At 66.6% G+C, this 24,303-nt stretch carries 25 protein-coding genes and 1 tRNA gene; 9 read left to right on the plus strand and 17 right to left on the minus strand.

Features of this window, described 5'->3' with window-relative positions:
• Positions 1-30: 30 nt before the first annotated feature.
• A complete protein-coding gene (locus G6N46_RS17805; RefSeq protein ID WP_234880476.1) occupies positions 31-1,662 on the minus strand; it encodes a metallophosphoesterase in 1,632 nt (543 codons plus the stop codon).
• Between the two features lie 145 nt (positions 1,663-1,807).
• A complete protein-coding gene (locus tag G6N46_RS17810) occupies positions 1,808-2,245 on the minus strand; it encodes a hypothetical protein (RefSeq protein WP_064858601.1) in 438 nt (145 codons plus the stop codon).
• Between the two features lie 464 nt (positions 2,246-2,709).
• Between G6N46_RS17810 and G6N46_RS17815 the strand changes: the two genes are divergently transcribed.
• From G6N46_RS17815 to G6N46_RS17825, 3 genes are all read left to right on the plus strand, one after another.
• Positions 2,710-3,879, plus strand: a complete 1,170-nt coding sequence (locus tag G6N46_RS17815) for a S1C family serine protease (protein WP_064858625.1) — start codon at positions 2,710-2,712, stop codon at positions 3,877-3,879.
• A gap of 158 nt (positions 3,880-4,037) precedes the next feature.
• Positions 4,038-4,634, plus strand: a complete 597-nt coding sequence (locus G6N46_RS17820) for a DUF3592 domain-containing protein (RefSeq protein ID WP_064858602.1) — start codon at positions 4,038-4,040, stop codon at positions 4,632-4,634.
• Positions 4,635-4,737: 103 nt separating this feature from the next.
• Complete coding sequence (locus G6N46_RS17825; RefSeq protein ID WP_138247550.1) at positions 4,738-7,824, plus strand: ATP-binding protein; 3,087 nt, start codon at positions 4,738-4,740, stop codon at positions 7,822-7,824.
• A gap of 1 nt (position 7,825) precedes the next feature.
• Here G6N46_RS17825 and G6N46_RS17830 read toward each other — a convergent pair whose 3' ends face one another.
• Positions 7,826-8,227 carry a hypothetical protein gene (locus G6N46_RS17830; protein ID WP_133425710.1) on the minus strand — a complete coding sequence of 134 codons (402 nt, stop codon included), beginning with the start codon at positions 8,225-8,227 and terminating at the stop codon, positions 7,826-7,828.
• 4 nt (positions 8,228-8,231) lie between these two features.
• Complete coding sequence (locus G6N46_RS17835) at positions 8,232-8,963, minus strand: LpqN/LpqT family lipoprotein (RefSeq protein ID WP_138247549.1); 732 nt, start codon at positions 8,961-8,963, stop codon at positions 8,232-8,234.
• Between the two features lie 233 nt (positions 8,964-9,196).
• On the opposite strand from G6N46_RS17835, the gene G6N46_RS17840 reads away from it, so the two are divergent.
• From G6N46_RS17840 to G6N46_RS17850, 3 genes are read left to right on the plus strand one after another with little or no spacing between them, the layout of a single operon-like run.
• Positions 9,197-9,733, plus strand: coding sequence for an anti-apoptotic protein (locus G6N46_RS17840; RefSeq protein WP_064858606.1), 537 nt, complete (start codon positions 9,197-9,199; stop codon positions 9,731-9,733).
• Positions 9,734-9,736: 3 nt separating this feature from the next.
• Complete coding sequence (locus G6N46_RS17845) at positions 9,737-11,092, plus strand: neutral zinc metallopeptidase (RefSeq protein WP_138247548.1); 1,356 nt, start codon at positions 9,737-9,739, stop codon at positions 11,090-11,092.
• Between the two features lie 34 nt (positions 11,093-11,126).
• Positions 11,127-11,441 (plus strand): hypothetical protein, encoded by a 315-nt coding sequence (locus G6N46_RS17850; protein ID WP_138247547.1) that lies wholly within the window; start codon positions 11,127-11,129, stop codon positions 11,439-11,441.
• Between the two features lie 9 nt (positions 11,442-11,450).
• On the opposite strand, the gene G6N46_RS17855 is transcribed toward G6N46_RS17850, so the two are convergent.
• From G6N46_RS17855 to G6N46_RS17865, 3 genes are read right to left on the minus strand one after another with little or no spacing between them, the layout of a single operon-like run.
• Positions 11,451-11,966, minus strand: coding sequence for a nuclear transport factor 2 family protein (locus G6N46_RS17855; RefSeq protein ID WP_061000046.1), 516 nt, complete (start codon positions 11,964-11,966; stop codon positions 11,451-11,453).
• 11 nt (positions 11,967-11,977) lie between these two features.
• Complete coding sequence (locus G6N46_RS17860) at positions 11,978-12,580, minus strand: TetR/AcrR family transcriptional regulator (protein WP_064858608.1); 603 nt, start codon at positions 12,578-12,580, stop codon at positions 11,978-11,980.
• A 2-nt stretch (positions 12,581-12,582) separates the two neighbouring features.
• The gene (locus tag G6N46_RS17865) at positions 12,583-13,407 is read right to left on the minus strand and encodes an SDR family NAD(P)-dependent oxidoreductase (RefSeq protein WP_082762264.1); all 825 of its coding nucleotides are present in this window, start codon (positions 13,405-13,407) and stop codon (positions 12,583-12,585) included.
• 84 nt (positions 13,408-13,491) lie between these two features.
• Between G6N46_RS17865 and G6N46_RS17870 the strand changes: the two genes are divergently transcribed.
• Together G6N46_RS17870 and G6N46_RS17875 are read left to right on the plus strand one after the other, a co-directional pair.
• Positions 13,492-14,358 (plus strand): LLM class F420-dependent oxidoreductase, encoded by an 867-nt coding sequence (locus G6N46_RS17870; RefSeq protein WP_135357129.1) that lies wholly within the window; start codon positions 13,492-13,494, stop codon positions 14,356-14,358.
• Positions 14,355-14,852: a nuclear transport factor 2 family protein gene (locus tag G6N46_RS17875; protein WP_138247546.1), complete on the plus strand. Its 498-nt coding sequence runs from the start codon at positions 14,355-14,357 to the stop codon at positions 14,850-14,852. The genes G6N46_RS17870 and G6N46_RS17875 overlap by 4 nt, the downstream gene beginning before the upstream one ends.
• Here the strand turns inward: G6N46_RS17875 and G6N46_RS17880 are convergent.
• From G6N46_RS17880 to G6N46_RS17925, 10 genes are all read right to left on the minus strand, one after another.
• Entirely contained in the window at positions 14,849-15,496 is a 648-nt protein-coding gene (locus tag G6N46_RS17880) for a TetR/AcrR family transcriptional regulator (RefSeq protein WP_138247545.1), read from the minus strand. The two genes, G6N46_RS17875 and G6N46_RS17880, sit on opposite strands and share 4 nt — an antisense overlap.
• A 70-nt stretch (positions 15,497-15,566) precedes the next feature.
• Positions 15,567-16,622 carry a DUF6670 family protein gene (locus G6N46_RS17885; protein WP_138247544.1) on the minus strand — a complete coding sequence of 352 codons (1,056 nt, stop codon included), beginning with the start codon at positions 16,620-16,622 and terminating at the stop codon, positions 15,567-15,569.
• 29 nt (positions 16,623-16,651) lie between these two features.
• Positions 16,652-17,485 carry an SDR family NAD(P)-dependent oxidoreductase gene (locus G6N46_RS17890; protein ID WP_061000088.1) on the minus strand — a complete coding sequence of 278 codons (834 nt, stop codon included), beginning with the start codon at positions 17,483-17,485 and terminating at the stop codon, positions 16,652-16,654.
• 58 nt (positions 17,486-17,543) lie between these two features.
• Positions 17,544-17,951, minus strand: coding sequence for a hypothetical protein (locus G6N46_RS17895; protein ID WP_138247543.1), 408 nt, complete (start codon positions 17,949-17,951; stop codon positions 17,544-17,546).
• Between the two features lie 121 nt (positions 17,952-18,072).
• Positions 18,073-18,267 (minus strand): hypothetical protein, encoded by a 195-nt coding sequence (locus G6N46_RS17900; protein WP_061000058.1) that lies wholly within the window; start codon positions 18,265-18,267, stop codon positions 18,073-18,075.
• Between the two features lie 106 nt (positions 18,268-18,373).
• On the minus strand, positions 18,374-18,829 hold the full coding sequence (locus G6N46_RS17905; RefSeq protein ID WP_064858613.1) for an SRPBCC family protein: 456 nt from the start codon (positions 18,827-18,829) through the stop codon (positions 18,374-18,376).
• Between the two features lie 385 nt (positions 18,830-19,214).
• Positions 19,215-19,883: an RNA ligase family protein gene (locus G6N46_RS17910; RefSeq protein ID WP_163692853.1), complete on the minus strand. Its 669-nt coding sequence runs from the start codon at positions 19,881-19,883 to the stop codon at positions 19,215-19,217.
• Entirely contained in the window at positions 19,880-20,389 is a 510-nt protein-coding gene (locus G6N46_RS17915) for a hypothetical protein (protein ID WP_138247541.1), read from the minus strand. Before G6N46_RS17915 ends, G6N46_RS17910 begins: the two co-directional genes overlap by 4 nt.
• Entirely contained in the window at positions 20,386-21,747 is a 1,362-nt protein-coding gene (locus tag G6N46_RS17920; RefSeq protein WP_163692855.1) for a DUF3696 domain-containing protein, read from the minus strand. Before G6N46_RS17920 ends, G6N46_RS17915 begins: the two co-directional genes overlap by 4 nt.
• Positions 21,748-22,396: 649 nt before the next feature.
• Positions 22,397-22,479: transfer RNA gene (locus tag G6N46_RS17925), tRNA-Leu, on the minus strand.
• Between the two features lie 276 nt (positions 22,480-22,755).
• Between G6N46_RS17925 and G6N46_RS17930 the strand changes: the two genes are divergently transcribed.
• The gene (locus G6N46_RS17930; protein ID WP_138247539.1) at positions 22,756-24,276 is read left to right on the plus strand and encodes an FHA domain-containing protein; all 1,521 of its coding nucleotides are present in this window, start codon (positions 22,756-22,758) and stop codon (positions 24,274-24,276) included.
• Positions 24,277-24,303: the final 27 nt, after the last annotated feature.

A 24,303-nucleotide genomic window follows, 5' to 3' on the forward strand; every position in this document is an offset into this window, starting at 1 on the left:
CATGACTGCCATACCCGGCTGATGCGCGGGTTACGCACGCACCCTGCGGCGATAGGTGACCTTGTCGAATTCCCGGCCGTGTTCGTCGACCGCGGTCACGTCCATCTCGCTCAGCAGCTGTCCGGGCCGGACGTCGACGCGGATGAAGGCGTAGTTGCGGAAACGCACGCGCGACCAGCCGACGGCCTCGGCCTTCTTCTTGCCGTCCGCGGTCCAGACATAGCTGTTCGGGACGAAGGTGTCGGGCGCTTCGTGGCCGCGGTAGCTCTCGGGCTCGCCCGGCTGGAAGCCGTACCGTGGCCGGCCGGCGCAGCCCACGGTGTAGTAGACGGTGCCGTCGGTCTCCGCGTCGACGGTCGAATTGTCGCCGGCGACCTTGGTGGGGCGGTCGCCGCGGATCGGGTCCGTGCGCTCGTAGACATGGTTGTGTCCCTGCAGCACGAGATCGACCTGATAGCGGTCGAACAGCTCGCACCAGGCCGCCCGCACGCCGCCATCGCTGGCGTGTGAGTCGGTGGTCGAGTAGGCGCAATGGTGGAAGAAGCAGACGATGAAGTCGATGTTCGGGTCGGCGCGGTAGGCGCTCAGGGTGCGTTCGACCCAGGAGTTCTGAGTGCCGTCGGAATAGCCGGTGTTGGAACGGATTTCGAAGCTGACGTCGTTGGCATCCAGCGACAGCACCGCGACGTTGCCGTACGTGAACGAATAGACCGACGGGCAGGCCGCCGGCCCGTTGTCCGGAAAGTCCATGCGCGCCAGGTGACCGCCATATCCGTGACTCGGATACGAGGCCTCCATGTCGTGGTTACCGGTCGCGAACATCCACGGCGTGCTCGCCGCGCTGGCCTCGATGGAGCCCAGATAGACGTCCCACACGAACGGGTTGTACTTGTCGAAGCCATGTGCGGCCTTGCCGCCGGACGGGACGAACGACAGCGGCTTGCCGCCGCCGGACGGGTCGGCATACGCGATATCCCCGGCCAGCAGGTGGAATTCGGGGTTGGACGCGAGGATCTGGTTGAACACGTTGGCGGTGTGCGGGACGTCGGGCTCGTTGTCGGGCTTGTAGTAGCTGTCGTCGTAGTCGCCGGGCTTGAGCCCCGCCGGCTGACGCGGGATGTCATCGGTGCCCTGGTCGCCCATCATGGTGAACCGGAACGGCGCCAGCGTCTTTCGCACGCTGGGCAGCGCCGTCTTGGCCGACCGCACGTCGCTGACGAAGCCTTCCTCGGTGCGCCACCGGTAGAAATGTGCGCTACCACCGGGCAGCCCGTCGACGGGTACATGGGCGTAGAACTGCTCGGCCGCCAGGACACCACGGTCGCTGGTCGGGATCTGCGTGACGAGGTTGCGCACCTCGGCTTCGATGGTCGCGCCCAACTGATCGGTGGGCCCGTGGTCGACGAATACCTTGGTACTGCCGGGATTTCGCGACAGCTGCGCGGCCAGCCGCAGTTGGCTGTCCGCGGCGCCGCCGAAGCCGACCCGCCGGTTGGCCACGCTCAGCGGCGCGTCCTGCGCGTAGGCGCGGCGCCCGAACGGCGCCAGACCCAGGGCCGCCACCGCCGCGGCGGCCGCCGACCCGCGCAGGAAATTCCGCCGCGATACCCGGTGCCGGCGCAGGTACTGCTGGTGCCAGTCGTACTGCTCGGCGATGGTCATGGTCGTCGACAAATCGTCGGGGATGCCCGTGTCCGGGATTTCACCGGCGGCGGTCAGTCGGGTCGGACGCACCAGTCGATGGTGGCCCAGCACGGTCCGTCCCGCGAGTCCGACACCGGAATCACGGCCGAAGTTCAGCCGGGGTTCACGGAATCGCGATCAACGACGCCGGGGCGCCGTACCGCTGTGGCCAGTCCTGCCATGCGACGTCCGTCGGGCCGACGGCCTGCTCCGATACCGTCCACTCGCCGCCGTGTTGGTTCAACAGCGCCGCGTAGGCCCGCGAGACGAACCCTTCGGCGGCGCCGTCGGCAAGCGGTGTCCCGCGGAAGTCGAACTGCCGGCCGTCGGCGCCGCGGATACCGCCGTATACGAACGCCCACGGCCCGGAGACGTTGATGGCCTCGACCGCGAGCGTTGCGGGCTTGCCGAGTTCGGCCCTCAGCGCCGCGACGGCCGGCGCCACGATGGCCGCTCCAGTCGGCGAACCCGGGTCGACGCCCGGGTCCGCCCCGGCCCGCGCGGCACCGATCAGGATCGACAGCGACACCGTCAGCAGCACCACGACCACTCGCCGGAACATGCGGTGACGGTATCGAGGTCAGCACGAGTACGCCATACGCTGAAGCCATGGATCGCGGGTGCCAGGACACCTCACGTGGATCCGCGCGACCGACCCGAAATGACACTTTTTGTGATCTGAAAAGTCTTGGGCTGTCCCGAACTCTTTCTCAGCAACGCCTCAGTTGGCGGCGGCACGGTGGAGACATCAAGCGCGAGCACGCCTGTCTTACCGACGTTTCGAGAAAGTAGTCAACGCCAATGAGACACCCGTCAGAACAGCCGACCCCCGACAACCAGCACCTCTGGTCGCGGCAGTACGCCGCTGAGCAGGAGAAACTGGTCCAGTGGAGCAATGACCGCTACCAGCGTCCCCACGCATCGGACGCGCACACCCAACCGATTCGGACTCCGTACCTGGCGCCGCAGCAGTATCCCGCCGCACCCGTTCCGCCGGCGCCAGCTAAGCGCTCGCGTTCCGGGCTGCTGGCTTTCGGTGTCGCCGCGGTAGCCATCGCGGCGGGCGCAGCCGGCACCATGGCCGCGGTCGATCACTACGGCAGCGTGGCGTCGTCGGCGCAGGTTCCGCTCGCCACCGGTATTCAGAACCGTACGCTGCCAACGGCTTCCGCACCCGCCCCAGCGGCGCCGGCCGGCTCCGTCGAGGCGGTGTCGGCGAAGGTGTTGCCGAGCGTCGTGAAACTGCAGGTGCAGACCGGCCAGCAGGGCGGCGAGGGTTCCGGCATCGTCCTCACCGCGGATGGCCTCATTCTGACCAACAACCATGTCATCGCAGAGGCCAATCAGTCTGCTGCCGAACAGGATTCGCTGCCCAGCGGGCTGAGCCCGAGTGGCCGGCTGCCCCGCGGCATGATGGGCGGCGGCCAGACCAAGGCGACCGTCACGCTGGCGGACGGCCGCACCGTGCCCTTCGCGGTCGTGGGCGCGGACCCGGCCGACGACATCGCTGTTGTGAAGGCGCAGGGCGTGTCCGACCTGACCCCGATCAGCATCGGCTCCTCCAAGGACCTGCGCGTCGGACAGAACGTGGTGGCCATCGGCTCGCCGCTGGGCCTGCAGGGCACCGTGACCACCGGCATCATCAGTTCGTTGAACCGTCCGGTGAGCACCGGTGACGAGCAGACCGGCCAGCAGTCGGTGATGAGCGCCATCCAGACCGACGCCGCGATCAATCCCGGCAACTCCGGTGGCGCGCTGGTCGATATGAACGGCAATCTGATCGGGGTGAACTCAGCGATCGCCTCGCTGGGTGGTGGTCCGGAATCCGGTGGCTCCCAGCCGGGCTCGATCGGCCTCGGCTTCGCCATCCCGGTCGACCAGGCCAAGCGCATTGCCGACCAACTGATCTCGACCGGCACGGTGCAGCACGCCTCGCTGGGCGTCAAGCTGGCCGCCAACAACAGCGCCCAGGGCGCGGCCGTGGCCGGCGTCGTCGCCGACGGTCCCGCCGCCGCGGCCGGCCTGGACAAGGGCGCCGTGATCACCAAGGTCGACAACCAGCCGATCGACAGTCCGGAAGCGCTCGTCGCGGCGATCCGGTCCAAGGCGCCCGGTGACAACGTCACCGTGACCTACGCCGACCCCTCCGGCGCGGAACGTTCCGTGCAGGTGACCTTGGGACAGACGGAGGCCTAGACCGCCCACGTCCTGTCCCGCAATCCCTGTGAGGGTTGTGTACGCCGAACCCGAGATAGGCGTACACAACCCTCACAGGCGTTTCCGGACATCCCCGCGCCAACCGGATTCCAATCGCGCCGTCCTACGCTCTCCATGTCGACACTTCCGGAGGGACCATGCGCGTCGAGTACATCGTGGTGCTGATCGCCGTCATCGTGATCGTGGATGTCGCCGTCCTCGTCACGCTGCTGCGCAAGCACCGCGCCCGCACAGCTCCTGCCGACCCTACGACAACCAGCGCAACGGAACTCGGTGCCACCGACCTACCCAAGAAGTCCGCGGCACCGGTCCTGGCGAAGGCGTTCCTGGCGGTCGGGTTGTCGTTGGCCGCCGCGGCCGGTGTCTTCGCAGCGATTGTCACCCAGACGAATTCGTCCGACAGGCACGCCGACGGGACCGTCGTCGAGCTGGTGCCCAGCGGCGGCGGCAGCAGCCCGCGCTACCGGGCGCGCGTCGAATTCGCCACCTCCACGGGCACGCACGTCCGCTTTCTCAGCTCGATCAGCAGCAATCCGCCCCCCGCCAAGCTCGGCGAGCACGTCGACGTCCGGTACGACCCCGACGACCCGCACGACGCCACCATCAACAGCTATTGGCAGGTGTGGTTCCTGCCGACCCTGCTCGCCATCATCGGCGCCCCGTTCCTGCTGGTGGGCGCCGGATTCGGGATCGTGAGCCGGGCCGGCCGCCGCCGCGGGCCGGAACGCCTCTGAACTGGCCCGGCCGCCAGCAGATTGCCAGGTTCATCTGCGCTGCCGCAGGTCATGCGCGGATGTATCGTCTCTCCAGTTCCAAATTTGCTGTGAATCGGGGGAAATGGCCCAGTACTACCTCTCGGGTGCAGTAGCGGCCCGGGTCGACGGCACGCCGGCAGCGCTCGGCGGACCGAAGCAGCGGTGTGTACTGGCCGTCTTGCTGGCCAATCACGGCACGGTGGTCAGCATCGACCGCCTGATCGACGCCGTCTGGGGTGACGAGCCCCCGCCGAAGGCGCTCGCGTCGGTGCGCTCGTATGTGGCCAACCTCCGCCGGGTTCTCGACCCGGGCGCCGACGTCGGGCCCGACCAGACCGCCGATGCCCGCCGGGGCGACGCGCAGCGACAACGGCTCGCCTCCCACCCCCACGGCTACCAGCTGAATCTGCTCGGCGGCGACACGATCGACCTCGTCAGCTTCGAAAGCCTTGTCTCGAAAGGCCGGACGGCGCTGATCCGCCACTCGGCCGGTGCCGCCGTCGAGATGCTGACCGAGGCGCTGGCACTGTGGCACGGAGATCCGTTCGGCGAGTTCGCCTATCACGAATTCGCCGCACCCGAGGCCATCCGCTTCGCAGCCCTGCGAACCACCGCCATCGAGGCCCGTTTCGACGCGGCGCTGCAACTCGGCGGCGGCGGTGAACTCGTACCCGAGATCGAGGCGGCCCTGGCGGAACATCCACTGCAGGAACGCTTGTGGGGCCATCTGATGCTGGCACTACACCGGTCCAACCGCACCGCCGACGCCATCCAGGCGTTCGACCGGGCCTGTACGACACTCGACCGCGAGGTCGGTACCCGGCCCGGCGAAGGCCTGCAGACGCTGTTCGAGAAGATTCGCGACGGCGCCGCGGAACTGCGCGTCGCACCCGCACCGCACGTGCTGAATCCCGATCCGGACCCGGCCGCGCCGCCGCCGTTCGTCGGCCGGGACGCCGAGCTGGGTGCCGTCACCGCGGCGGTGCGCCGAGCCGACGGCGGCGCCGGCGGGCTGACGCTGGTGACCGGTGACAGCGGCATCGGCAAGACCACCCTTGCGCAGGCCGCCGTCGACCGCGCCCGCGCGGCGGGCATCGCCGTGGCCTGGGCCGGCCACCCGAGCGGGGTGAAGCTGCCCCTGCTGTGGACCTGGATCCAGCTGCTGCGCCAACTGGGTGGCGAGCTCGGCACCACAGGCCGCAAGGCCGTGCTGCGGGAGGCCCCCGGCGTCGTCAACGCCCTGGTTCCCGAATGGCACGGCGACGACGACCTCAACGCCGGCAGCCGGTTCGCACCAACGGGATTCGTCCTCGTCGAGCGCATTGTGGCGGCGCTGCGTGAGCTGTCGACCCTGGCGCCCATGGTGCTCGTCATCGACGATCTGCAACGGGCAGACCCCGCCTCGATCAACACGCTCGTCCTGCTGGCCGAAGAGTTCCCGCGCGTCCCCATCCAGATCATCGGCAACTGGACCTTCTTCGGGGACGACCGGCCCATGAACCGGTCCTCGTTCGAGCGCATCGTCCGGTCGAACGACACCGTCACCCTGCATCTGGACGGCATCGACCGCGCGGCCGCCGCAGACCTCGTCGACGCGGTGGTGGGCGGCACGATCCCGCCGGCCATCTCGGCACAGGTCTGGGAGCAAGCCGGCGGAAACCCCTTCTACATCAAGGAACTGGCGCGGGCGCTGGACACCGACGGCGCGCCGCAACGTGGCCATCCCGCACTGTCGGATGCCGTGGTCGGTGTCGTCGGCCGCCGGCTCGGCGTCCTGGACCGGCCCTGCCGTCGGGTGCTCTGCGCGGCCGCCGTCGTCGGGCCCGAATTCAACGTCGCCGACCTGGCCGACATCGTCGACCTGTCGGTCTCGACGGTGCAGAGCCGGCTACGTCCGGCGTATCAGACCGGCCTGCTCGACGAACTGCCCGCCCGTCCCGGCGCCTACCGGTTCAGCCACGGACTGGTGCGCGACGCGCTCATCGCCCAGCTCGCCACCACCGACCGCACCAGCGTGCATGCCGCGATCGCCACCACGCGGACGGCAACGCTCGCGACCGCCGCGTACGAACACGTCATCGCAACCGCCGACCATGCCTGGCGGGCCGGCGCCGAGTTGAATCCCGATGTGGCCCTTGGCATTCTCGAGATCGCCATCCAGCGGGCCCTGAACCGGTCCGCCTACCACGACGTCGCCGGGCTGGCCGAGCACGCCCTGCAGATCGGTGACCGACTGCCGGCCAAACCCGAACACCTGGACCGGCAGGCCACCTTGTGGCTGCACCTGGCCGGGGCGAAGAACATCCTCGAGGGGCAGGCCAGTGAGTCGGCCGCCGCGGCCGTCCAGCGGGCCTTCGAGATCGGTCAGGAAGTCAAGGGCCGGGCCTTCTACGGAGCCATCGCGCTGCAGTCCATGCTGCTGTGCGTGCACGGCCGCATCGACGAGGTCGAGATCATCGCCATCGGCCTGCAGGACCAGTACGACAAGTCCGGTGACCCGGTGATCGGTCTCGTCAACGACTTCGTGCACATCCTGCTGTACACCCTGCGCGGCAACACCGACATGTTGATCAGCACCGGGCTGCACATGATGGACACCTTCCCGCCGCCCGAGACGGTCATCGATCCGCTGCACTTCTTCCATCCCCGCGTCTACTGCTGGATGGCGATTGCCGAGGCGGTCCGCGGCGACGTGCAGGCCATGCGCGAATACCACCGCCGCGCATTGCATCTCGCGCAGAGTCGCGGCGACGTGTTCAACATCCTGGCCGCCCGGCTGACGTACGTCGAGTGCGCGGCAGTCCTCGGTGTCACCGACGGCATCGTCGAACTGGCAGACCAGGTCGACGTCGAGTTCACCGCGGCCGGCAGCCCGCAATGGGCTGCGTGCGCACGCATCGTCCGGGTCTGGGCGCAGGTCATCGGCTCGGGTGAGGGCGACGCGGCCGTCGCCTTCCAGGCGTTCGACGAATACACCTGCGACGGGACCACCGTGATGAACACGATGTTCCTGTGCCTGCTCTCCGACATCGAGTTGCACCAGGGCCGTCCCGACAGTGCCCGTGCCCTGGTGCACCGGGCCGGCCGCCTCGCCGATGCCACGGGCGAACAGGCATTCGCCCGCGGCATCGCCGAACGGCTGGCGGCCCAGTCCGTCGAACCCGTGTGAATCAGGCCTTGGCGGTCCGGTCGGGCAGTTCCTCGCGCCACTGCCGCCAGATGGCCCGGTCCGTCATCAGGTCGAGCACACTGCCGAACCCGGACGGATACACCAGGGAGACAACCCATTTGCGGGAGTCCCCGCGGCTGACCTCGCAGCCGCCCCGGTACAACTGACGTAACCAGGTGACCGTCACGGCGTCCCGCGGGAAGTCGAAGATCACCACCTCCTCACCCGCGGACAGCTTCGCCTGGTAATCGGTCAGGCCCAACTGGTCGTCGACCCACTTCGAATACTCGGACGCAAGGCACCGCACCTGGGTGTCGGTCAGCTCGAGTTCGACGTTCACCCACCAGGTGTTGGTACGGCTCTTGAGCAGATACGCCTTGCTTCGGGGTGGCGCCGTCGCCATTTCGTCAGAAGGTGATCTTCAAAGACTTGTCCACCGCGTCCAGCGCCTCGAACAGCTCGTGGCCCTGGCTCTCATCACTGGTCGCGTTGATCTGCAGCACGTACAGGCCGTCGGGCCCCTTGAAGACCACCGTCTCCTGCCCGAACGCGGCCTTGCCACCGCTCTTGAGGTTGTAGGTGCCGGCGATGCGGAACGCCGGGAAGCCGGCCGAGGTGCCCGGTTCCTCACCGACGGACTCGAAGCCGGGGAGGTTCTTCACCTCGCCGCCCGCGAGCTTGAGCAGCTTGTCGGGGTCTGCCGGACCGTCGAGACGGGACACCAGCGCGATGATGTTCGCGGTGTAGTCGGTGCTCTGGGCGCCGGGCCCGGTGTAGACGAGGGCGCCGTACGCGTAATCAGGAGTGTCTTCGCCGGCGCTGTCCCAACCGGTCGGGCGGTCGATGTCGACGGCGGGCGCACCTGGGTCCCCAGGATGGATCGACGTCTCCTGGATCTTCTCTTCCTTGATGTAGTCGGCGATGGTGGGGTTCGTGCCGGATTCCTCGGCCTTGCGCGGCTTCAGCTTTGGCGCGGCCTTCGCCGACGACGATGCGCTCGAGCTACTGCTCGAACTCGACGAACTGGAACTGGAGCTGCTCGAGCTCTTGTCCTTGTCGCCGCCTCCGCACGCGCCCAGCGTGATGCTCAGGCAGACCGCGGCGGCGACGGCGATGACAGGCCGATGCGATATCTGCATCGTGACTCCTCAGGGGTAGACGACGGACGCCGGTCACGTCCTCGGCGTCACGATATGGACGGCCGATTGGAATTCCGTTGAACTCGGCGGCGCAGGCGGTTGGAACGGCGGTGTCACAACCGGACCTGCGCCGACTTCCAACCGGATTCCAATACCGCAGCGCTAACTTTTGCCGTCCGCTCGATCAGTGCGGCGCCGGTGAGTGGCGCCCGAACTCGGAAGGGGTTGGCGACATGACCAACACGATGTGTCAGAGACTCGTTCTGGCATCTGCGATCACGGCTGCTGTGTTCGGCGCCGCCGCCTGCTCCAGCGGGACACCGTCGGTGAGCAAGAAGGACGTCGAGAGCCAGATTGTCGAAAAGATGACCGGCGCCGATGGCAAGAAGGCCGATTCGGTGACGTGCCCCGATAACCTCGCGGGCCAGAAGGGCGCTGAGGTCAACTGCACCATGAAGGTCGGCGACAAGACCAGCACCGTCAACGTCACGGTCACCAGCGTCGAGGGTCAGAACGTGAAGTTCGACATGGTCCAGACGATCGACAAGGATCAGGTCGCCAAACAGATCAGCGAGGAGCTGGGACAACAGTTCGGCACCAAGCCCGAAACGTTGACCTGCCCGGAGAACCTCAAAGGCACACCCGGCGCCACGCTGCGCTGCGAGCTCAAAGACAGCGGCCAGACCTACGGCGTCACGGTCACCGTCAACAAGGTCGACGGCTCCGACGTGAACTACGGGTTCAAGGTCGACGACAAGCCGACGTCGTAACCGATGGGAATGAAACGGGCCCTCTGGCGGGCATCTGCGCTCCTGGCGGTCTGCACCCTGACCGTCGCCGGCTGCGCCGGGAAGCAGCTGAAACCACAGGCTGAGCCACCATCGTCGACGACGCCGGCGGCCCCTCCGGTGGAGATTCACGGCGACGCCTCGGACCCGGTGAACAAGATCGTCATCAAAGCGATCGGCGACATCGAAAGCTATTGGCAGACCGAGTTTCCCAAGCTCTACAAGAAGGACTACACCCCGGTCAAGGGTGGGTTCTACGCGGTGGATCCCGGGCAGGGACCGCTGCCGCCGTGCGCCCAGGCGGCCGCCGACATCGCCGGCAACGCGTTCTACTGCGCCAAGGCCGACAACGTCGCCTGGGACGTCGAAGGCCTGCTGCCGAGTCTGCGAAAGCGGTTCGGCGACTTCGTCATTCCCGTCGTGATGGCCCACGAATGGGGGCACGCGATCCAGGCCCGCGCGAACTTCCAGGGCGAGACCGTCACCAAGGAGATCCAAGCCGACTGCTTCGCCGGGGCCTGGGCCAAGCACAGCGCCGAGACCTTCAAGCCCAGCCCCAACGATCTCGACCGCGCCCTCGCCGGCGTACTGTTCCTGCGCGACGAGCCGGGCACCGGGCAGCATGAATTGAGCGCGCACGGCAGTGGTTTCGACCGGGTGAGTTCCTTCCGCAACGGATACGATCAGGGCCCGCAAGCCTGCGCCGACTACCGGCGCGGTGACCCGGTCGTGGTCGAGCTGCCGTTCAACAACGCGGAGGATGCCGCGGCCGGCGGCAACGCCCCGTACGAGTCGATCGTGGACGGTGTCCCCGAGGACGCCGAGGACTACTTCGCGAAGCTCTACCAGCAGGGCACCGGCAAACCGTGGACCCCGATGAAGCCCGCGCAGAAGCTCGACCCGCGCAACCAACCGGACTGCGGCAACGAATCGACCAAGGGCTACGTGCTGTTCTACTGTGTCCCCGAGGACTATGTCGGATTCGACAACGTCGAGGCCATGCCCCAAATCTATGAGGAGGCGGGGGATTTCGCGGTGGCGACGCTGATCGCGACGCAGTACGGGCTCGCGCTGCTGACCCGCCTCGGGCAGGACAGCAGCGACAAGCAGACGTCTCTGCAGGCCGACTGCCTCGCCGGCGCCTGGGCCGCGAGCCTGCTGCTGCACGAACGCGCCGACAGCCGTTACAGCCTGTCGCCGGGTGACCTCGACAAGGCGGTGTCCGCACTCCTGCTGTTCCGGGGTGAGGGTGACGTCGAACGCCAAGGTCAAGGCAGCGACCGGATCGACGCCTACCGCAAGGGCGTCTACGAGGGCGCGAAGCCGTGCCTCGCCCGTTGACCACAGCCACCTCGTCGCTCAAGGAGCGTGCTCGATGACCCAGCCCGACCAGACCACCGTCGCCGCGGACGAGACGCCGGCCCAACAGCAGACCTCGGCCGGGCGCGGCCTGCTGAATTCGATGCACCCGAAGGCGTTCTTCGCCATGGCCGACGGCTATCCCGTTGGGGTCAAACAGTTTCTGCAATTCTGCCTGCTGCTGATCTACCCGGGCTGGCTGATCGCGGCGCCGTTGTGCGCGGCGATCTATTTCACGGGGTACGGCGTTTTGTGGGTATTGTTCTGGCCGTTGCGCGCGTGGATGAAGAAGAACCGGCCCGAGGAGTACGCCGCCAGTCAGCTCAAGTGAGCGGGCGTCCTATCGCTTCAGGAAGTCGAAGAAGTGCGGCGTGGTGTCGACCCGCAGCCGCGTCAGCTTGCGGTAGCTGATGAGCCACAGGCCGTGTTCCAGGCGGTACTGCTCGTGATAGTGGCCGTAGCCGTGGAGATGCTCTTCGGCTTCGCCGTTGGTCCACCACAACTTGTCCTCCATGGCCCAGATTCCGGTGGCCGTGGTGTCGCTGGTCAGCTCGATCTCGGGGGTGTGACCGTGGTGGACGGTGGTGACGGTGGTGCCGCCGTCGAGCAGTGACCGAATGGCGCGCGTCAGCGGCTCCTTACCGACCACCCGGTTGCCGGCCGCCTCTTTGGGCGTCCAATTGTCGTTGTCGGGCAACCCATCCCAGGTCTCGGAGACGACGTCGTCGGTGTGCAGTGTCGGGTAGACCTCCCACTGCTTGGTATCCATGCACCGCAGCCGGCGGGCGAAGGTGCGCTTGATTGCCTCGATGGCGCAGGCCTGGTCGCCGGTGCTGAGGGTGATGTCGGTGGTCATTCGATCTCTTTTCAGGATGTGCGGTTTCGCCGGCGCCAGGGCGCCAGCAGCAGTTCGCAGGCCCGGCGCATGTCGCGCTCGGCCTGCTCGGGCGTCGTCTCCCCGGTGATGGCCCACGACAGGATGCCGTACGCGCACTGCTCGAGCAGGAGCGCGATCTGCGTCTGGTCGGCGGTGGGCGCCGCGATCCCGGCGACGCCGAGAATGTTGCGCCGCAGGTTGTAGTCGCCGCGGACCGTCGACTCGGCGCGGCGGGCATTGACCGACGTGATCATCGCGCGCGCCAGTAGCGGACGGGCCAGCATGTTCCGGATGATGCCGGCCATGAACTCGGTGACGTCGGCGACCGGGTGCCCGGTCGTCGGACCCGGCGGAGCTGCGGTCTGGGTGAGGTGGAACAGCAACGCCGCGAACAGGTGATGCTTCGTGGGGTAGTAGCGGTAGACGGTGGTGATCGAGACCGCCGACTGATCCGCCACGTCCTGCATCCGGACCTCTTCGAGGCCGTACCGCGCCCCCAGGAGCGCGGCGGTCGCGAGGATGCGGTCGCAGCGGTCGATTTGCGCGGGGGTCCTGGGAGTCGCCGGTTCCCTGTCGAGCGGTGCGCGGGGCATGGCTAAACCGCCGGCCCAGACGGCGTGCCCTGCAACATCTTCTGGATCATCGCGTGTGACGCCAGCAGCACCTTGTCGCGATCGGTGGTGGCGTGGACCGCCGGACTGGCGGCGTGCATCGAGATGACGTGCACGGGTCCGTTCGCGAGATTCGCGAGGCCTTCACGGGCGACGTCGGCCGGATCGGACGCGGGCATGCCGGGGACGTCGAAATTGAGGCCGACGCGCTCCATCGCCGGTGTCCTGGTGAGGCCGAGGACGAGTTCGAGGACGTGCACGTTGTGCTCGCGCAGCTCCAGCCACAGACCCTCGGCGTAGATCCGGCTGAATGCCTTCACCCCGCCGTACACGGTGTGCCGCGCCGAGCCGAGGTGCCCGGAGAGCGATCCGACCAACATCAGCCCGCCCCGGCGACGCTCGCGCATCGGCGCGCCGAAGTGGTGGACCAGCCGCAGCGGGGTGGTGACGTTCAGGTCGATGACGCGCTGGAACTCCGTCAGGTCGCCGTCGAGGAACTCGGCGCTGTGGGTGTTGGCGCCGGCGTTGTAGATGAGGAGTCCGACCTCCAGATCGGTTGTGGCACTGATGATCTGATCCACACCGTCATCGGTGGTCAGGTCGACGGTGAGCTCGCGCACCGTCACGCCCAACTCGCGACAGCGAGTGGCGGTGGCCTGCAGCGGCCCCGGCTTGCGCGCGATCAGCACCAGGTTGACACCGGCCCGCGCGAGCAGTGCCGCGAACTCGGCCCCGACGCCTTCCGAGCCACCCGCGATGACGGCCCACGGCCCGTATTGCTGCAACTGCAATGCGTCCTCACTAGACAAGTTCACGCCCCATATCTAAAATTCATTTTAGTTTTCAGCGTCCGAGGGTAGCCGATCCAGACGCCAGATCGGAAGGGCGCATAAATGCGGATTGGTCTGCAGACGCCAGTGGTGATCCAGGTACCCGCCACCGCGTCGGCGTGGGAAGCGACGGCCGGCGTCGCCGAGATCGGGGAGATCGCCGCCGTCGCCGACCTGCTCGGCATCGACTACCTGACGTGTTCCGAACATGTCGTCGTGCCGACCGATGTGGCGGCCACCCGGGGCGCGACGTACTGGGATCCGCTGGCCACCTTGGCTTTCATCGCCGGGCGCACATCGCGCATCCGGCTGGCCACCTCGGTGCTGGTGCTGGGCTACCACCATCCGCTCGAGATCGCCAAGCGTTACGGCACCCTCGACCAGGTCAGCGGTGGCCGGTTGATCCTGGGCGTGGGCGTCGGGTCGCTGCGGGAGGAGTTCGACCTGCTGGGCGCGGCCTGGGACGACCGGGGTGCCCGCGCGGACGAGGCGATGACCGCGCTGCGCGCGGCATTGCCCACCAATCATCCAGTGCACCAGGGTGATCACTACAACTACGACTCGTTCGTGATGGACCCCTGTGCGCTGCAACCGCGCGTACCGATCTGGGTGGGCGGCCGGACCCGCCGTTCGCTGCGCCGAGCCGTCGAGCTCGGCGACGGCTGGATGCCCTTCGGCCTCGCGGCGGCCGAGATCTCGACAATGCTTGCCACCGTGGAACTTCCGACGGATTTCGACATCGTGCTCGCCACGAGGCCGCTGGATCCCATGGGTGCACCGCAACAGACACTCGATGCACTCGGCGCGCTCGAGGACGCCGGCGCGACGGCCGCGACCTGCGTGATCGCCTCCCGATCCGGGGCGCACTGCTGCGAACAACTCGGCGCCCTGGCAGATCTGACGAACCTGCTGACCACGGAGGCGAGATGACTGAACAACGACTGGCCGAGCTCGAAGCGCGGTTGCGCCGCATCGAGGACGAACGCGCCATCGAGCGGATGATCGCTTCCTACGGTCCGCTCGTCGACGCCGGCGAGGCCGACGCCGTCGCCGCGATGTGGGCGCCCGACGGTGTCTACGATGTCGAGAACTGGCTCATGACCGGGCCCGCCGACGTCGCGGCCATGGTGCGCTCACCCGGTCACCAGGATTTCATCACCACCGGTTGCACCAACTTCCTGAGTCCCGCCGTCGTCACCGTCGACGGCGATGAGGCGGTCGCCGTCTGCGAGTCGACGCTGTTACTCAGGCGCACAACGACTTACGAACCCATCCGGGCCGGCGTCAGCCACTTTCACCTTCGCCGGGCCACCGGGGCGCCGCACGGCTGGCAGATCGTCAAACGCGTCACGCGACTGCTCGACGGAACCGAGGGGCCCCGCAGGTTGCTGTCGGACGGTATCGCCGGACGGCTCCCGGCCTAGCCGCGCACCCGGTCCAGCGTGTGCCCGGCCATGGCCGCCAGGACGCGGTGGGCCCGGGCGACCATCGCCGCGGCGGACTCCTCGGGATGATTGCGCCAGAACAGCATCAGCGCCGACACCATGTGTTCCCAGACGCCGGTGGCGGCCACCAGGTCCACGGGATCGGTCAGGCCGACACTGCCGAGGGACCGCGATACCCCCGCGAACGCCTGCTGGCGCAAGATCGTCCGTTGCTCGCGTGCGGCATCCCGCGCCGGGCCATGGGGGACCGACCGGTCGAACAGCACATGCCAGTCGCCCGGGTGCCCCTCGAACGTCGTGAAGATGGCGGCCAGCACGGGCTCGCCGGCGGCGGCGCCGGCCGCGGCCAGGTGGTCGGGGGAGTTGAGCGCGTCGGCGACGGCCTGCTCGATCTGGGTGCCGATCTTGGTCACGCAGGCGGCGTAGACCGCCTCTTTCGACCCGAAGTAACTGATGATCAGGGTCTTGGAGACGTCGGCCTGCGCGGCGATGGCGGCCAGGGACGCGCCCGCGTACGTGGCACGGCTGAACTCGGCGATGGCGGCTTCGACGATCAGCTGCTCACGCTCACCGCGCGGCACACCTTTGGTACCGGTCCTGCCGGTGACGGGGCGCGTGGTCATCGGGACAGCCTAATCAGCCCCGCAGCACCTCTGCCCCGGAGTTGACCGTTGCCTGGGACGAACAGGCAATTCAGTCCGGCTGAACGTCGATCCACTCCAGATATGCACTGCCCGAGACCGATCCGGTACCCCAGGTACCGGTATAGGAGTACGCCGTCACGTATCCCGGTCCGTGCCCGAGGCGCCACGGCGCATCGACGGTGCCGATCAGCGCCAGAATTTCTCGGTCGCCATCACGCACCGACCACTTGAACTTGCGGGGCCTCCGCATCGTGTTGCCCCGATCGTCGACGAGCGGCTCGCCGTATTCGGTGACCGCGAAGTGGACGTCGGTGTAGACCTCGGTCTCGCCGCTGAGCACCCGCACGTGGGCCAGCTTGCAGGCGGTGCGGCCCCGCGCCCGGACGTCGGTCAGCAACACCTGCGTTCGCTCGTCGAGGTTGATGATCTGGTAGGTGAAGAAATCCAGCGGCAGTTTCAGCTGGGCCGGTATCGGCCGGCGCGTAAGTGCTTGGTGCGTACGGATTCTCGCGTACTCGAAGGTACCCAGACCGCTGACTGCGACGCCGTCGACCGTGCCGGTGTAGGGCGCGAGCAGGCTCAGGTGGTCATAGATCGGCGACTTCACGAAGTACGAAACCTGTTCTGTGACATTCAGTTTGAGGTCTACGTCGAACTGCGGATAGCGGCCGCGGACGACGACGCGCGGCAGGGCCACGTTGATGGCCAGGTCTTCGGCCCAGCGCAGCCGGCGGGCATCGGCGGTGAACCAGCAGTCCGCGCTCATGTCGTAGGCCCGATAGAACCGCTGATCCGCATGCGCGGTCGACGAGAAGACCGTGGTGGTGTCACGCGCGTCGGCGGCGGCCAGGTGGTCGAGATCGAACAGTTCGGCGCCCGACGCACCCAGCAGCGTCATGGTGTTGAGATAGCGGTAGGGCTCGGGCAGGTCCGGTACGAACACACCGAAATGCGTGACGCCCCAGGCACGTGAGAGGTCATGCGGCCGGAGAATCTCCGGGGCGTCGAACGGCAGGCGCGACGCCGGCAGGCGACTGTCGACCAGCGGCAGCAGGCCGTCGATGACGACACGCGACAGCGCGCGGGAGATCGGGTGCGTCTTCATGGAGTCCTTGTCTGACGTGGGATCGGCGACTAGGTGAGGGCGGCGAGAGCCCGGTCCGCCGTGGCGGGGGAGATGAGGTCGATGGTCGGCAGGACCGCGCGCAGCACCGCGGGGCTGACCTCGACCGGCTGATGGGTGACCGCCCGCACGATCCAGCGTCCGGCCTCTTCCGCCGACAGTGCCGGGGCATCCTCGTATTCGGCTGTGGGCGCGATCATTTCGGTGCGGACCAGCGGGAAGTAGACATTGGTGGCGCTGATGCCGGGGTGGGGCCGTTCGGCATTGAGACTGCGGCCGAAGATCGCCAGCGCACTCTTGGAAGCGGCATACGCGGAGAAGCGCGGGAACGTGTTGGCGTGCAGGCCCCAGGTACAGACGTTGACGACCTGACCGCGGCCGCGCTCGATCATGCCCGGCAGCAGCCCCAGGCTCAGCTGGACAGCAGCCAGGTAGTTGAGGGACATCGTGCGCTGATAGTCGTGCAGTCGGTCGGTGGCGTCGGCGATGCTGCGGCGGATCGAATGTCCGGCGTTGTTCACCAGCACGTCCACGCGTTCGTCGGCGAGGTCGGCCAGCAGCCGGGCCGTGGCCGCCTGGTCGGCCAGATCGCAAGTGCGCCAAGAGCATCCGGTCTCGGCGGCGAGCGTCCGTAGTTCGTCCTCCCGGCGGGCGACGGCGATGACGGTGGCACCGCGCGCGCGGAGCTGGGTGACGGCCTGCCGGCCGATACCGGCCGAGGCGCCCGTCACGACGATCGTCAGGTCGCTGACGTCACGTCCCGGGCCGGCCAGCGCGGCGTCGAGTCGCTCGGGCAACAGGGTGCGGCGCTGGACGAGATCCATCACGGCATTACGAATGAACATGGCTTCCTCCCACACGGTGTTCTCACCGGAACGTCGCCGATATTACCACTCGGTTACTTCAGCCTCGGCCGGTGATGCCCGCGCCGCCCATCCACAGCGGCGGTTCGCAGTGATCACCGGCCGCGGTATGCGGGACCAACCCGCGCCAGCGCTGACGGCGCGTCATCCGGTCGTAGTGTCCGGCGGCGACCGACTTCAGAAAGTCCACACTGTCGCTCAGGTAATCCAGACCGTAGCCGGTCAGTACATACGTGGGCAGGCCCGGCAACGACTGCTCCGAGATGTCGTATCGCTCGCTGCGGTGGTGCGTCCCGCGATCATCGACCTCGGCTGTCCACCGCAGTGCCGACGGCACGTGCCGCGCCGCCGCCGTCGCCGTCGCCTCTACGGCCGTCCGCCAGTCGACACCGGTCCCGGGCGCGATCCAGAAGGGCGCCGGGATTTCGCGGACGATCTCTGTCCTCATGCCGATCCCCTTCCGCAGCTCGTGCACCGAGTGTGAGCGCGGGCGACGCGGTCGGGGAAGTGCTTCCTACGCCAGCGGGCCGTTTCCTCGCACGAATCACAGATTGGCCCGCCAGCGTGGGCTACAGCCGGTACATCTCGCGCTCGGTGGCCGCTTCGTCGAAAAGCAGGTCGGGCCGTCCCCGATGCGCGGTGTGCGCCCGCGCGGCGGCGATCCGGGCCGCCCAGGCGGGATTTCCAATTATGTTGCGCCGGAATCGAGTTCGCGGTACGAGGACGACCGCGGCCAGGCTCGGCCGGCAGGAGAATGCAGTCATCGACGAACCCTATGAGCCGAGACCACCGTCGGGCATCGTGCTGGGGACGGCTCCGTCCTCATACCGGGGGCGGAGCGCGCTGTTCACCTTCCTGCGCGCAGGCGGATCAGACGGACTCGACCTCGGCCTTGATGCGGTTGAGAGTGGTCCTCATGTCCCGGATGTTGCGCCGGGTGCGCAGCTGGCCGCCGAAAATGCCGAACACGGTGTCGAGCAGGCCGGGCGTCATCCAGAACGACTCGGTGACATCAGTGCCATCGCCGGCGGGCGCCAGGGCGTAGTGCCAGTTGTTCACCGCCTTGTCGCCGGCAAGCACCGCGAAGCCGAACTCGCTCCCGGGTTCGCAGGCCGTGACCCGGCACGTCGTCCAGTAGATCGGCCCGATCTCGTTGCGCTTGACGTGGCCGCGGAACAGCGCGCCCAGTGCGGGTCCGGTGGCTCCGTCCAGCCATTCCGACTCGAATACTTCGGGCGAGTATTTCGGGGTGTTGCGAATATCGGCAATCAGATTCCAGACCTGATCGGCCCGCGCGTTCATGTGGACGGTAACCGAACCCTTCATGGCGCAATCCTATCGATCGGTGCCGCCCCGTACACCCATCAATTTTGCCCGCGAATTGCTTAAGAGCGTCGCGGCCGCCGTTTAAGTGCGAATCAATCGCCGCTAGCCGGCATTCGAGTTCGTGCCCACCTCCGTGAGCGCCGTGCCGAGATTAAAGCTCCTTGCGTCACGGACCTAACGCACCAGGGGCTCAACGGCTTCAAACAATTTCAACAAGTCGAGCGCGAATTCACCTTGATGGATCCGCACGAACCTCGTCATGCCTCGTACTTCCGCAACGACGAGACGTGCACGTCCGAGTTTCACCAATGTCGGCCCAGACTTAGATACCGCGTCATCCGTATTCGTACCTAGGTGCGCGGCGCGACGAGCACGTAAGAGGGACCTAGCGCGCCAGGCGGTTCATCGACCGCTGCCCCGACATCCAGTGGCGATCGATCTGCTGCACGAACTCCGGACGGACCAACTTTGCGCGCTGCTGCGGACCGTCGATCGTTATCGTGCGCGCAATGACCCCCTCCATCTGCTCGTGCCCCACTCGACTCCGACAAATTAGTCGCGTCAGATCGTCGACGGCGAAATACCCGACTCCCAAGAAGGGAACGGTGCAGAGCCCGAGTTCTTCAGCGAGCGCGTCACGCATGTCGGGCTCCCAGAATCGGCCGGACCTACGCTCGTACACGTCGAACACGAGGAACCAGTCAGGCAGGCTTTCGTAGCGCACGCTATGTGTGACAGCGCACCACTCACCAAAAATAATCAAGTCGTCGTTGAGTCCTTGTTCGAGTCGCCGCTGCCGCGGCGCGACCCATGTCGCGAGGCCACGAAAATGGCGTCCCCCAGGCTGAACGTAGCTACCGCGTGCCTGGAACTGCAGGCCTTGGTCGCCGCTTGAGATACCGAGGTTCTGTCCGTCCACTTTCTCCTCGACGTGCAGAACCCGCGTCAGGAACTCGTCGCGTTCGGTCTTCGTGAGGACTTTGTCATCGCGTACATCGATGCCCGGCGGGCGGACCAGGTAGGGAGTCGACGGGAATCTGACGAACTCTGTCACGGTGCGTCGCGGTCGAATTTTTTGCGGTAGGCGGCACGGATCGAGGGTTCGTGGGCGTACTCAACGCTTACGCCGTGCCGACGAAGCACTTCGCCCCAGTCGAGCCACTTGGTATCGGTGGCCTGCACGACCGGAACGCGAGCGACTTTCGCGGCAGCGACAAACTTGCGGTCGGAAGGGTCGATCGCGTCATGGTCCCCGTCCAGAACCCCGTAAGTACTGGTGCCCGGTTGGCCGGGTTGGATATCAGGACGCATTGCAGCGTCCCACCGGTAGCGGTTGTCGTGGATGTAACGAATGAATGTGTCACCCAAACTAGGTTGTCCGCTCAGATCAAGCTGATGAGAGTACTCTTCGAAGATCTCGCCGCCTGCGTCGGTGACGACCGGAATGCGATCATCGATGATGTTCTCGAGCATTTCTTCGCAGGCGTCTCGGAGCTCGCGGGAGTGGCCCTCGGGCAGCTTCACCACCAGCGGGACGTTGGTGTCAATAACGCGCGTCATCGCGATTCGGCATTTCGGCGAGCCCGGGCACTCCGTGATTGCGCGATAATGTCAGCCGCCGAGTCCCCGAAGAAGTGCTCGGGCCAGTTGTACACGTTCCCGTACTCATCGAAGTCCAGAGCGTCAATCTTTGACCCGCCCTTTCTAGAATTCACCACATAGCACCGCACATGCGCAGGATCGACCTTTTGCTCAGCCACTCGTCGAAGTAACCGCCGAAGCAAGTGCTCAGAGTGGGATTCGACTATGAACTGGGTATTGCGCGGTGAGCTTTCTTCGCGCGCCGCGATAGCAGCAATGAACAGGTCGGCGAGACCGGCCTGTACTGCAGGATGCAGATGTATCTCTGGCTGCTCCATAACGACCGTCGACCCCGGAGCAGCGTAGAACGCCTCAACGATCACTGGCAGTACCTGGGAAACACCGAATCCGACATCCGTCAGCAGGACTTCTCGGCGGCTGCCCGGCGTGGTTACTCGCACTTCGTACTCATCGCGCCCTTCCCCAATCTGCGCGACGGTGAACTTGTCGATAACCCCTAGGTCCTGCAGCCATTGCGCAACCAGCACCTGCAGGGACTTCGTTCTCTGCTTCTCAGCAAAGTTGAACTTACGTGCGCGACCGGCGAGGAGCGCCTCGATCGATTGCTCACCGCGCCAGCCGACATGGCTGACCTCTTCACCAGACCATCGATACAAACGGCTAGGTTTTTCGCGCAATGGTCCTAGGTAGTTGATCGCACGCAGTTGCTCTTCAAGAGCCAGAGTCAAGTCCGCAGCGAAATCGAGGTACTGGTACCTAGTCGGTAGGTCGTCTGGAAATGCGTGAAACTGAGAGGGCGCTGACACTGGCCATTTGCGGCCCAACGTACGCACTAGTTCAATGCCCTCAGCGCGAACCACGTACCGGCCGTCGCTGCCGCGCTCACTGCCCAACCGCAGGACTTCAGACCCACCAGCGCCCAGTTGATATGAGTAGTTGTCTACACGCAGCCGTGGCGGCGCATCGGCCGTGGCGCTGATCGCAGCCTTGAATCCCATGTCGTGGCCACTCAGCCGGGTTTTTTGGCGGCCATAGACGATCTGCAGCGGCGCTGATCGACGCCAGTCAAGCTCAAACTCAAGGGGCAAGTTGACATTTGCGTTGCGCAGCAAACTTGAATAGCTGCCGAGGTCGACGGGGGTCCGGTCATCGCCGGTGTGCAGGACACGTCGGCGATCCGGAGATTCCATGGTCTGCTGAAGCATCAGAAGAAATTGATGCAGGCTCGACTTCCCCGACGAGTTCGCCCCGAACAGAATCGTCAGCGGGGCTAGTTCTACATCACCGGTGTCTTCCCACGCCTTGAAGTTCTTCAATCGTAGTCGAGTGAGCATCATCCCCCTTCTGTTGCGGGCGTCCCGGCGCAACCATACTGACAATGCTGAGGTAGACGCATTCCTTCGGTTCTCAGCATCGCACCGGCGCGTCTCAAGCTCGGTCGCCGAGTTCAGTGCTGTGGGCTAGTTCGATTAACTTGTAGCATTCGGCGATCTAGGTGTCGGTCTCGGCGGCATGTCTCATCGGATAGGCCACGATGCACTGCCATTCATCGACATATTCGCGGCTGGCGTTTTGCGGGAGCCATCGCACTCTGCCGATGACAGGCGGCCTGCAGTACTGTCGCAAATGGACCAGACGTGCTGTTCCATGCGAGCCGCAGTTCCGATCTGCAGATTCGCGCACATTGCCGAGAGCGCTGCTCTTTTAGCGCGCTATTGCATCCCAGTGGCGAGGTGGCCATTGGGAAGCCGCGGAGGTCGAAGGTTCGCTCTGATTACGCAGGCATCAGGCGGCCCTAGCCATGTCGCCACGCCACCCTGACGCTTGTGGCCTCGCGATCCAACAGACCGAGCCAGCACCGCGACTGTAAGTACTGTGCTCGAATTCGAGTCAATTCGCTCGCACAGCAGCGCCCGACAGAAGCAAAAGCCGCGAATCCGAACCGGATTCGCGGCTTTTGTTGAGTGGGCGAAGGGGGACTTGAACCCCCACGTCCCGAAGGACACTGGCACCTGAAGCCAGCGCGTCTGCCATTCCGCCACTCGCCCCAAACAACTGGGAGAGAGTATCACCACCCCCACCCCCGGCTCCAAATCCGCGCCTGACCACCGGATACGGCCCAATTCGGCCCGCCGCGACCGCGAAATCCAGCGATCGGCCGGTCCGCGTGCCGGCCGGCCACCTCCTGACCTGCGGCTTTCGAATTCTCACGATTCTGTTGGTCACGTATTGCAAGGTCAGGCCGATACCATGCGTAACAGTGGTGTCCGCGGTTATCGCGCACATCACATCTGGACCACCGAGACGAAGCGAGGCAGGGGGACATGGGTCTGGTCGACCGGATCGAGCGCAAGCTCGAGACCACGGTCGGAGACGCTTTTGCCCGCGTCTTCGGGGGGTCGATCGCACCCCCGGAAGTCGAGGCCGCCCTCCAGCGGGAAGCCGAATCCGGTGCCCGTGATGTCGGTGGCGGCCGTATTTTGGCACCGAACGAATACGTCATTACGCTCAGTAACACCGATTTCGAGAAGGTGAACGCCGATCCTGACCTCACACCCAGTGCTTTTGCCAAACACCTTGAGGGATTCGTCCATGAGCGGGGATGGCAAACGTATGGTGAGGTGGTCGTCAGGTTTGAGCCGTCACCTGGCCTTCATACCGGCCAATTCCGCGCCCACGGCGCGGTCAACCCCGACTCAACCGCCGGGCCACCGCGGCCGGCACCCAGCGACCGCGTGCACACCGCAGAACCAGGAGTACCAACGATGACTGACAACCCGACCCACCGTCCCGGCCCGGGACAGGGCCAGCCAGGCGACGAGTACGACTACGGACGGCAGCCCGACGAGCAGCGCGGTCAGCAGTACCCGCAGGACCCGAGCCAGGGCTACGGCCAGCCACCGCAGGGTTACGGCCAGCAGGGCGGCTACGGCGCGCCGCAGGGTGGCCCCGGATACGGCCAGCAGGGTGGCTATGGCCAGCCCGAGCAGGCCGGTTACGGCGCCGGCCCGTCGGGGTACGGCCAGGGCGGCTTCGGCGGCCCGCAGGGTGGTCCTCCCGGACCGCCGCCGGTCGGTCCTCAGCATGGTTACGGCCAGCCCGAGCAGGGTTACGGCCAGCAGAGCTACGGCCAGCAGCCCGAACAGGGCTACGGCGGCCAGCAGGGCGGCTACGGCCAGCCCCCGCAGGGCGGTTATGGGCAGCCCGAGCAAGGTGGCTACGGCCAGGGCGGCTACGGCCAGCCCCAGCAGGGCGGTTACGGCCAGCCCGAACAGGGCTACGGCGGCCAGCAGGGCGGCTACGGCCAGCCCCAGCAGGGTGGCTACGGCCAGGGCGGCTACGGCGAGCAGAACTACGGCCAGCCGCAGCAGCAGGGCTACGGCCAGGCGCCGGCCGATCAGGGCTACGGTCATGCCCCCGCTGATCAGGGATACGGTCAGGCGCCGGCGCCGGGTGGCTACGGCGACCAGGGTTACGGTGGCGGCGCTGGCGCCGGCTACGCCGAGCCCGACTACGGTCAGCCGGCCGGCGGCTACGGCGGTGGCTACGGCGCCGCGGGCGCGAACGTCACCCTCCAGCTCGACGACGGCAGCGGCCGCACCTACCAGCTGCGCGAAGGCGCCAACGTCATCGGCCGCGGCCAGGACGCGCAGTTCCGTCTGCCCGACACCGGCGTTTCGCGCCGGCACCTCGAAATCCGCTGGGACGGCCACACGGCGCTGCTCTCGGATCTGAACTCGACCAACGGCACCACCGTCAACAACGCCCCGGTGCAGGAGTGGCAGCTGGCCGACGGCGACGTCATCCGGGTGGGTCACTCCGAGATCGTGGTCCGCGTTCACTGAGCCCGGTTTCTGTCACCGGCCGGATGA

The organism is Mycolicibacterium phocaicum (assembly GCF_010731115.1).
In the GTDB taxonomy this organism is placed as follows: domain Bacteria; phylum Actinomycetota; class Actinomycetes; order Mycobacteriales; family Mycobacteriaceae; genus Mycobacterium; species Mycobacterium phocaicum.

What these genes read in the sequence shown, in the direction of transcription:
- G6N46_RS17805 (WP_234880476.1), bottom strand. Translation starts at nt 1,662, where the DNA reads ATGACCATCGCCGAGCAGTACGACTGGCACCAGCAGTACCTGCGCCGG.
- G6N46_RS17810 (WP_064858601.1), bottom strand. Translation starts at nt 2,245, where the DNA reads ATGTTCCGGCGAGTGGTCGTGGTGCTGCTGACGGTGTCGCTGTCGATC.
- G6N46_RS17820 (WP_064858602.1), top strand. Translation starts at nt 4,038, where the DNA reads ATGCGCGTCGAGTACATCGTGGTGCTGATCGCCGTCATCGTGATCGTG.
- G6N46_RS17825 (WP_138247550.1), top strand. Translation starts at nt 4,738, where the DNA reads ATGGCCCAGTACTACCTCTCGGGTGCAGTAGCGGCCCGGGTCGACGGC.
- G6N46_RS17830 (WP_133425710.1), bottom strand. Translation starts at nt 8,227, where the DNA reads ATGGCGACGGCGCCACCCCGAAGCAAGGCGTATCTGCTCAAGAGCCGT.
- G6N46_RS17835 (WP_138247549.1), bottom strand. Translation starts at nt 8,963, where the DNA reads ATGCAGATATCGCATCGGCCTGTCATCGCCGTCGCCGCCGCGGTCTGC.
- G6N46_RS17840 (WP_064858606.1), top strand. Translation starts at nt 9,197, where the DNA reads ATGACCAACACGATGTGTCAGAGACTCGTTCTGGCATCTGCGATCACG.
- G6N46_RS17845 (WP_138247548.1), top strand. Translation starts at nt 9,737, where the DNA reads ATGGGAATGAAACGGGCCCTCTGGCGGGCATCTGCGCTCCTGGCGGTC.
- G6N46_RS17850 (WP_138247547.1), top strand. Translation starts at nt 11,127, where the DNA reads ATGACCCAGCCCGACCAGACCACCGTCGCCGCGGACGAGACGCCGGCC.
- G6N46_RS17855 (WP_061000046.1), bottom strand. Translation starts at nt 11,966, where the DNA reads ATGACCACCGACATCACCCTCAGCACCGGCGACCAGGCCTGCGCCATC.
- G6N46_RS17860 (WP_064858608.1), bottom strand. Translation starts at nt 12,580, where the DNA reads ATGCCCCGCGCACCGCTCGACAGGGAACCGGCGACTCCCAGGACCCCC.
- G6N46_RS17870 (WP_135357129.1), top strand. Translation starts at nt 13,492, where the DNA reads ATGCGGATTGGTCTGCAGACGCCAGTGGTGATCCAGGTACCCGCCACC.
- G6N46_RS17875 (WP_138247546.1), top strand. Translation starts at nt 14,355, where the DNA reads ATGACTGAACAACGACTGGCCGAGCTCGAAGCGCGGTTGCGCCGCATC.
- G6N46_RS17880 (WP_138247545.1), bottom strand. Translation starts at nt 15,496, where the DNA reads ATGACCACGCGCCCCGTCACCGGCAGGACCGGTACCAAAGGTGTGCCG.
- G6N46_RS17885 (WP_138247544.1), bottom strand. Translation starts at nt 16,622, where the DNA reads ATGAAGACGCACCCGATCTCCCGCGCGCTGTCGCGTGTCGTCATCGAC.
- G6N46_RS17890 (WP_061000088.1), bottom strand. Translation starts at nt 17,485, where the DNA reads ATGTTCATTCGTAATGCCGTGATGGATCTCGTCCAGCGCCGCACCCTG.
- G6N46_RS17895 (WP_138247543.1), bottom strand. Translation starts at nt 17,951, where the DNA reads ATGAGGACAGAGATCGTCCGCGAAATCCCGGCGCCCTTCTGGATCGCG.
- G6N46_RS17900 (WP_061000058.1), bottom strand. Translation starts at nt 18,267, where the DNA reads ATGACTGCATTCTCCTGCCGGCCGAGCCTGGCCGCGGTCGTCCTCGTA.
- G6N46_RS17905 (WP_064858613.1), bottom strand. Translation starts at nt 18,829, where the DNA reads ATGAAGGGTTCGGTTACCGTCCACATGAACGCGCGGGCCGATCAGGTC.
- G6N46_RS17915 (WP_138247541.1), bottom strand. Translation starts at nt 20,389, where the DNA reads ATGACGCGCGTTATTGACACCAACGTCCCGCTGGTGGTGAAGCTGCCC.
- G6N46_RS17930 (WP_138247539.1), top strand. Translation starts at nt 22,756, where the DNA reads ATGGGTCTGGTCGACCGGATCGAGCGCAAGCTCGAGACCACGGTCGGA.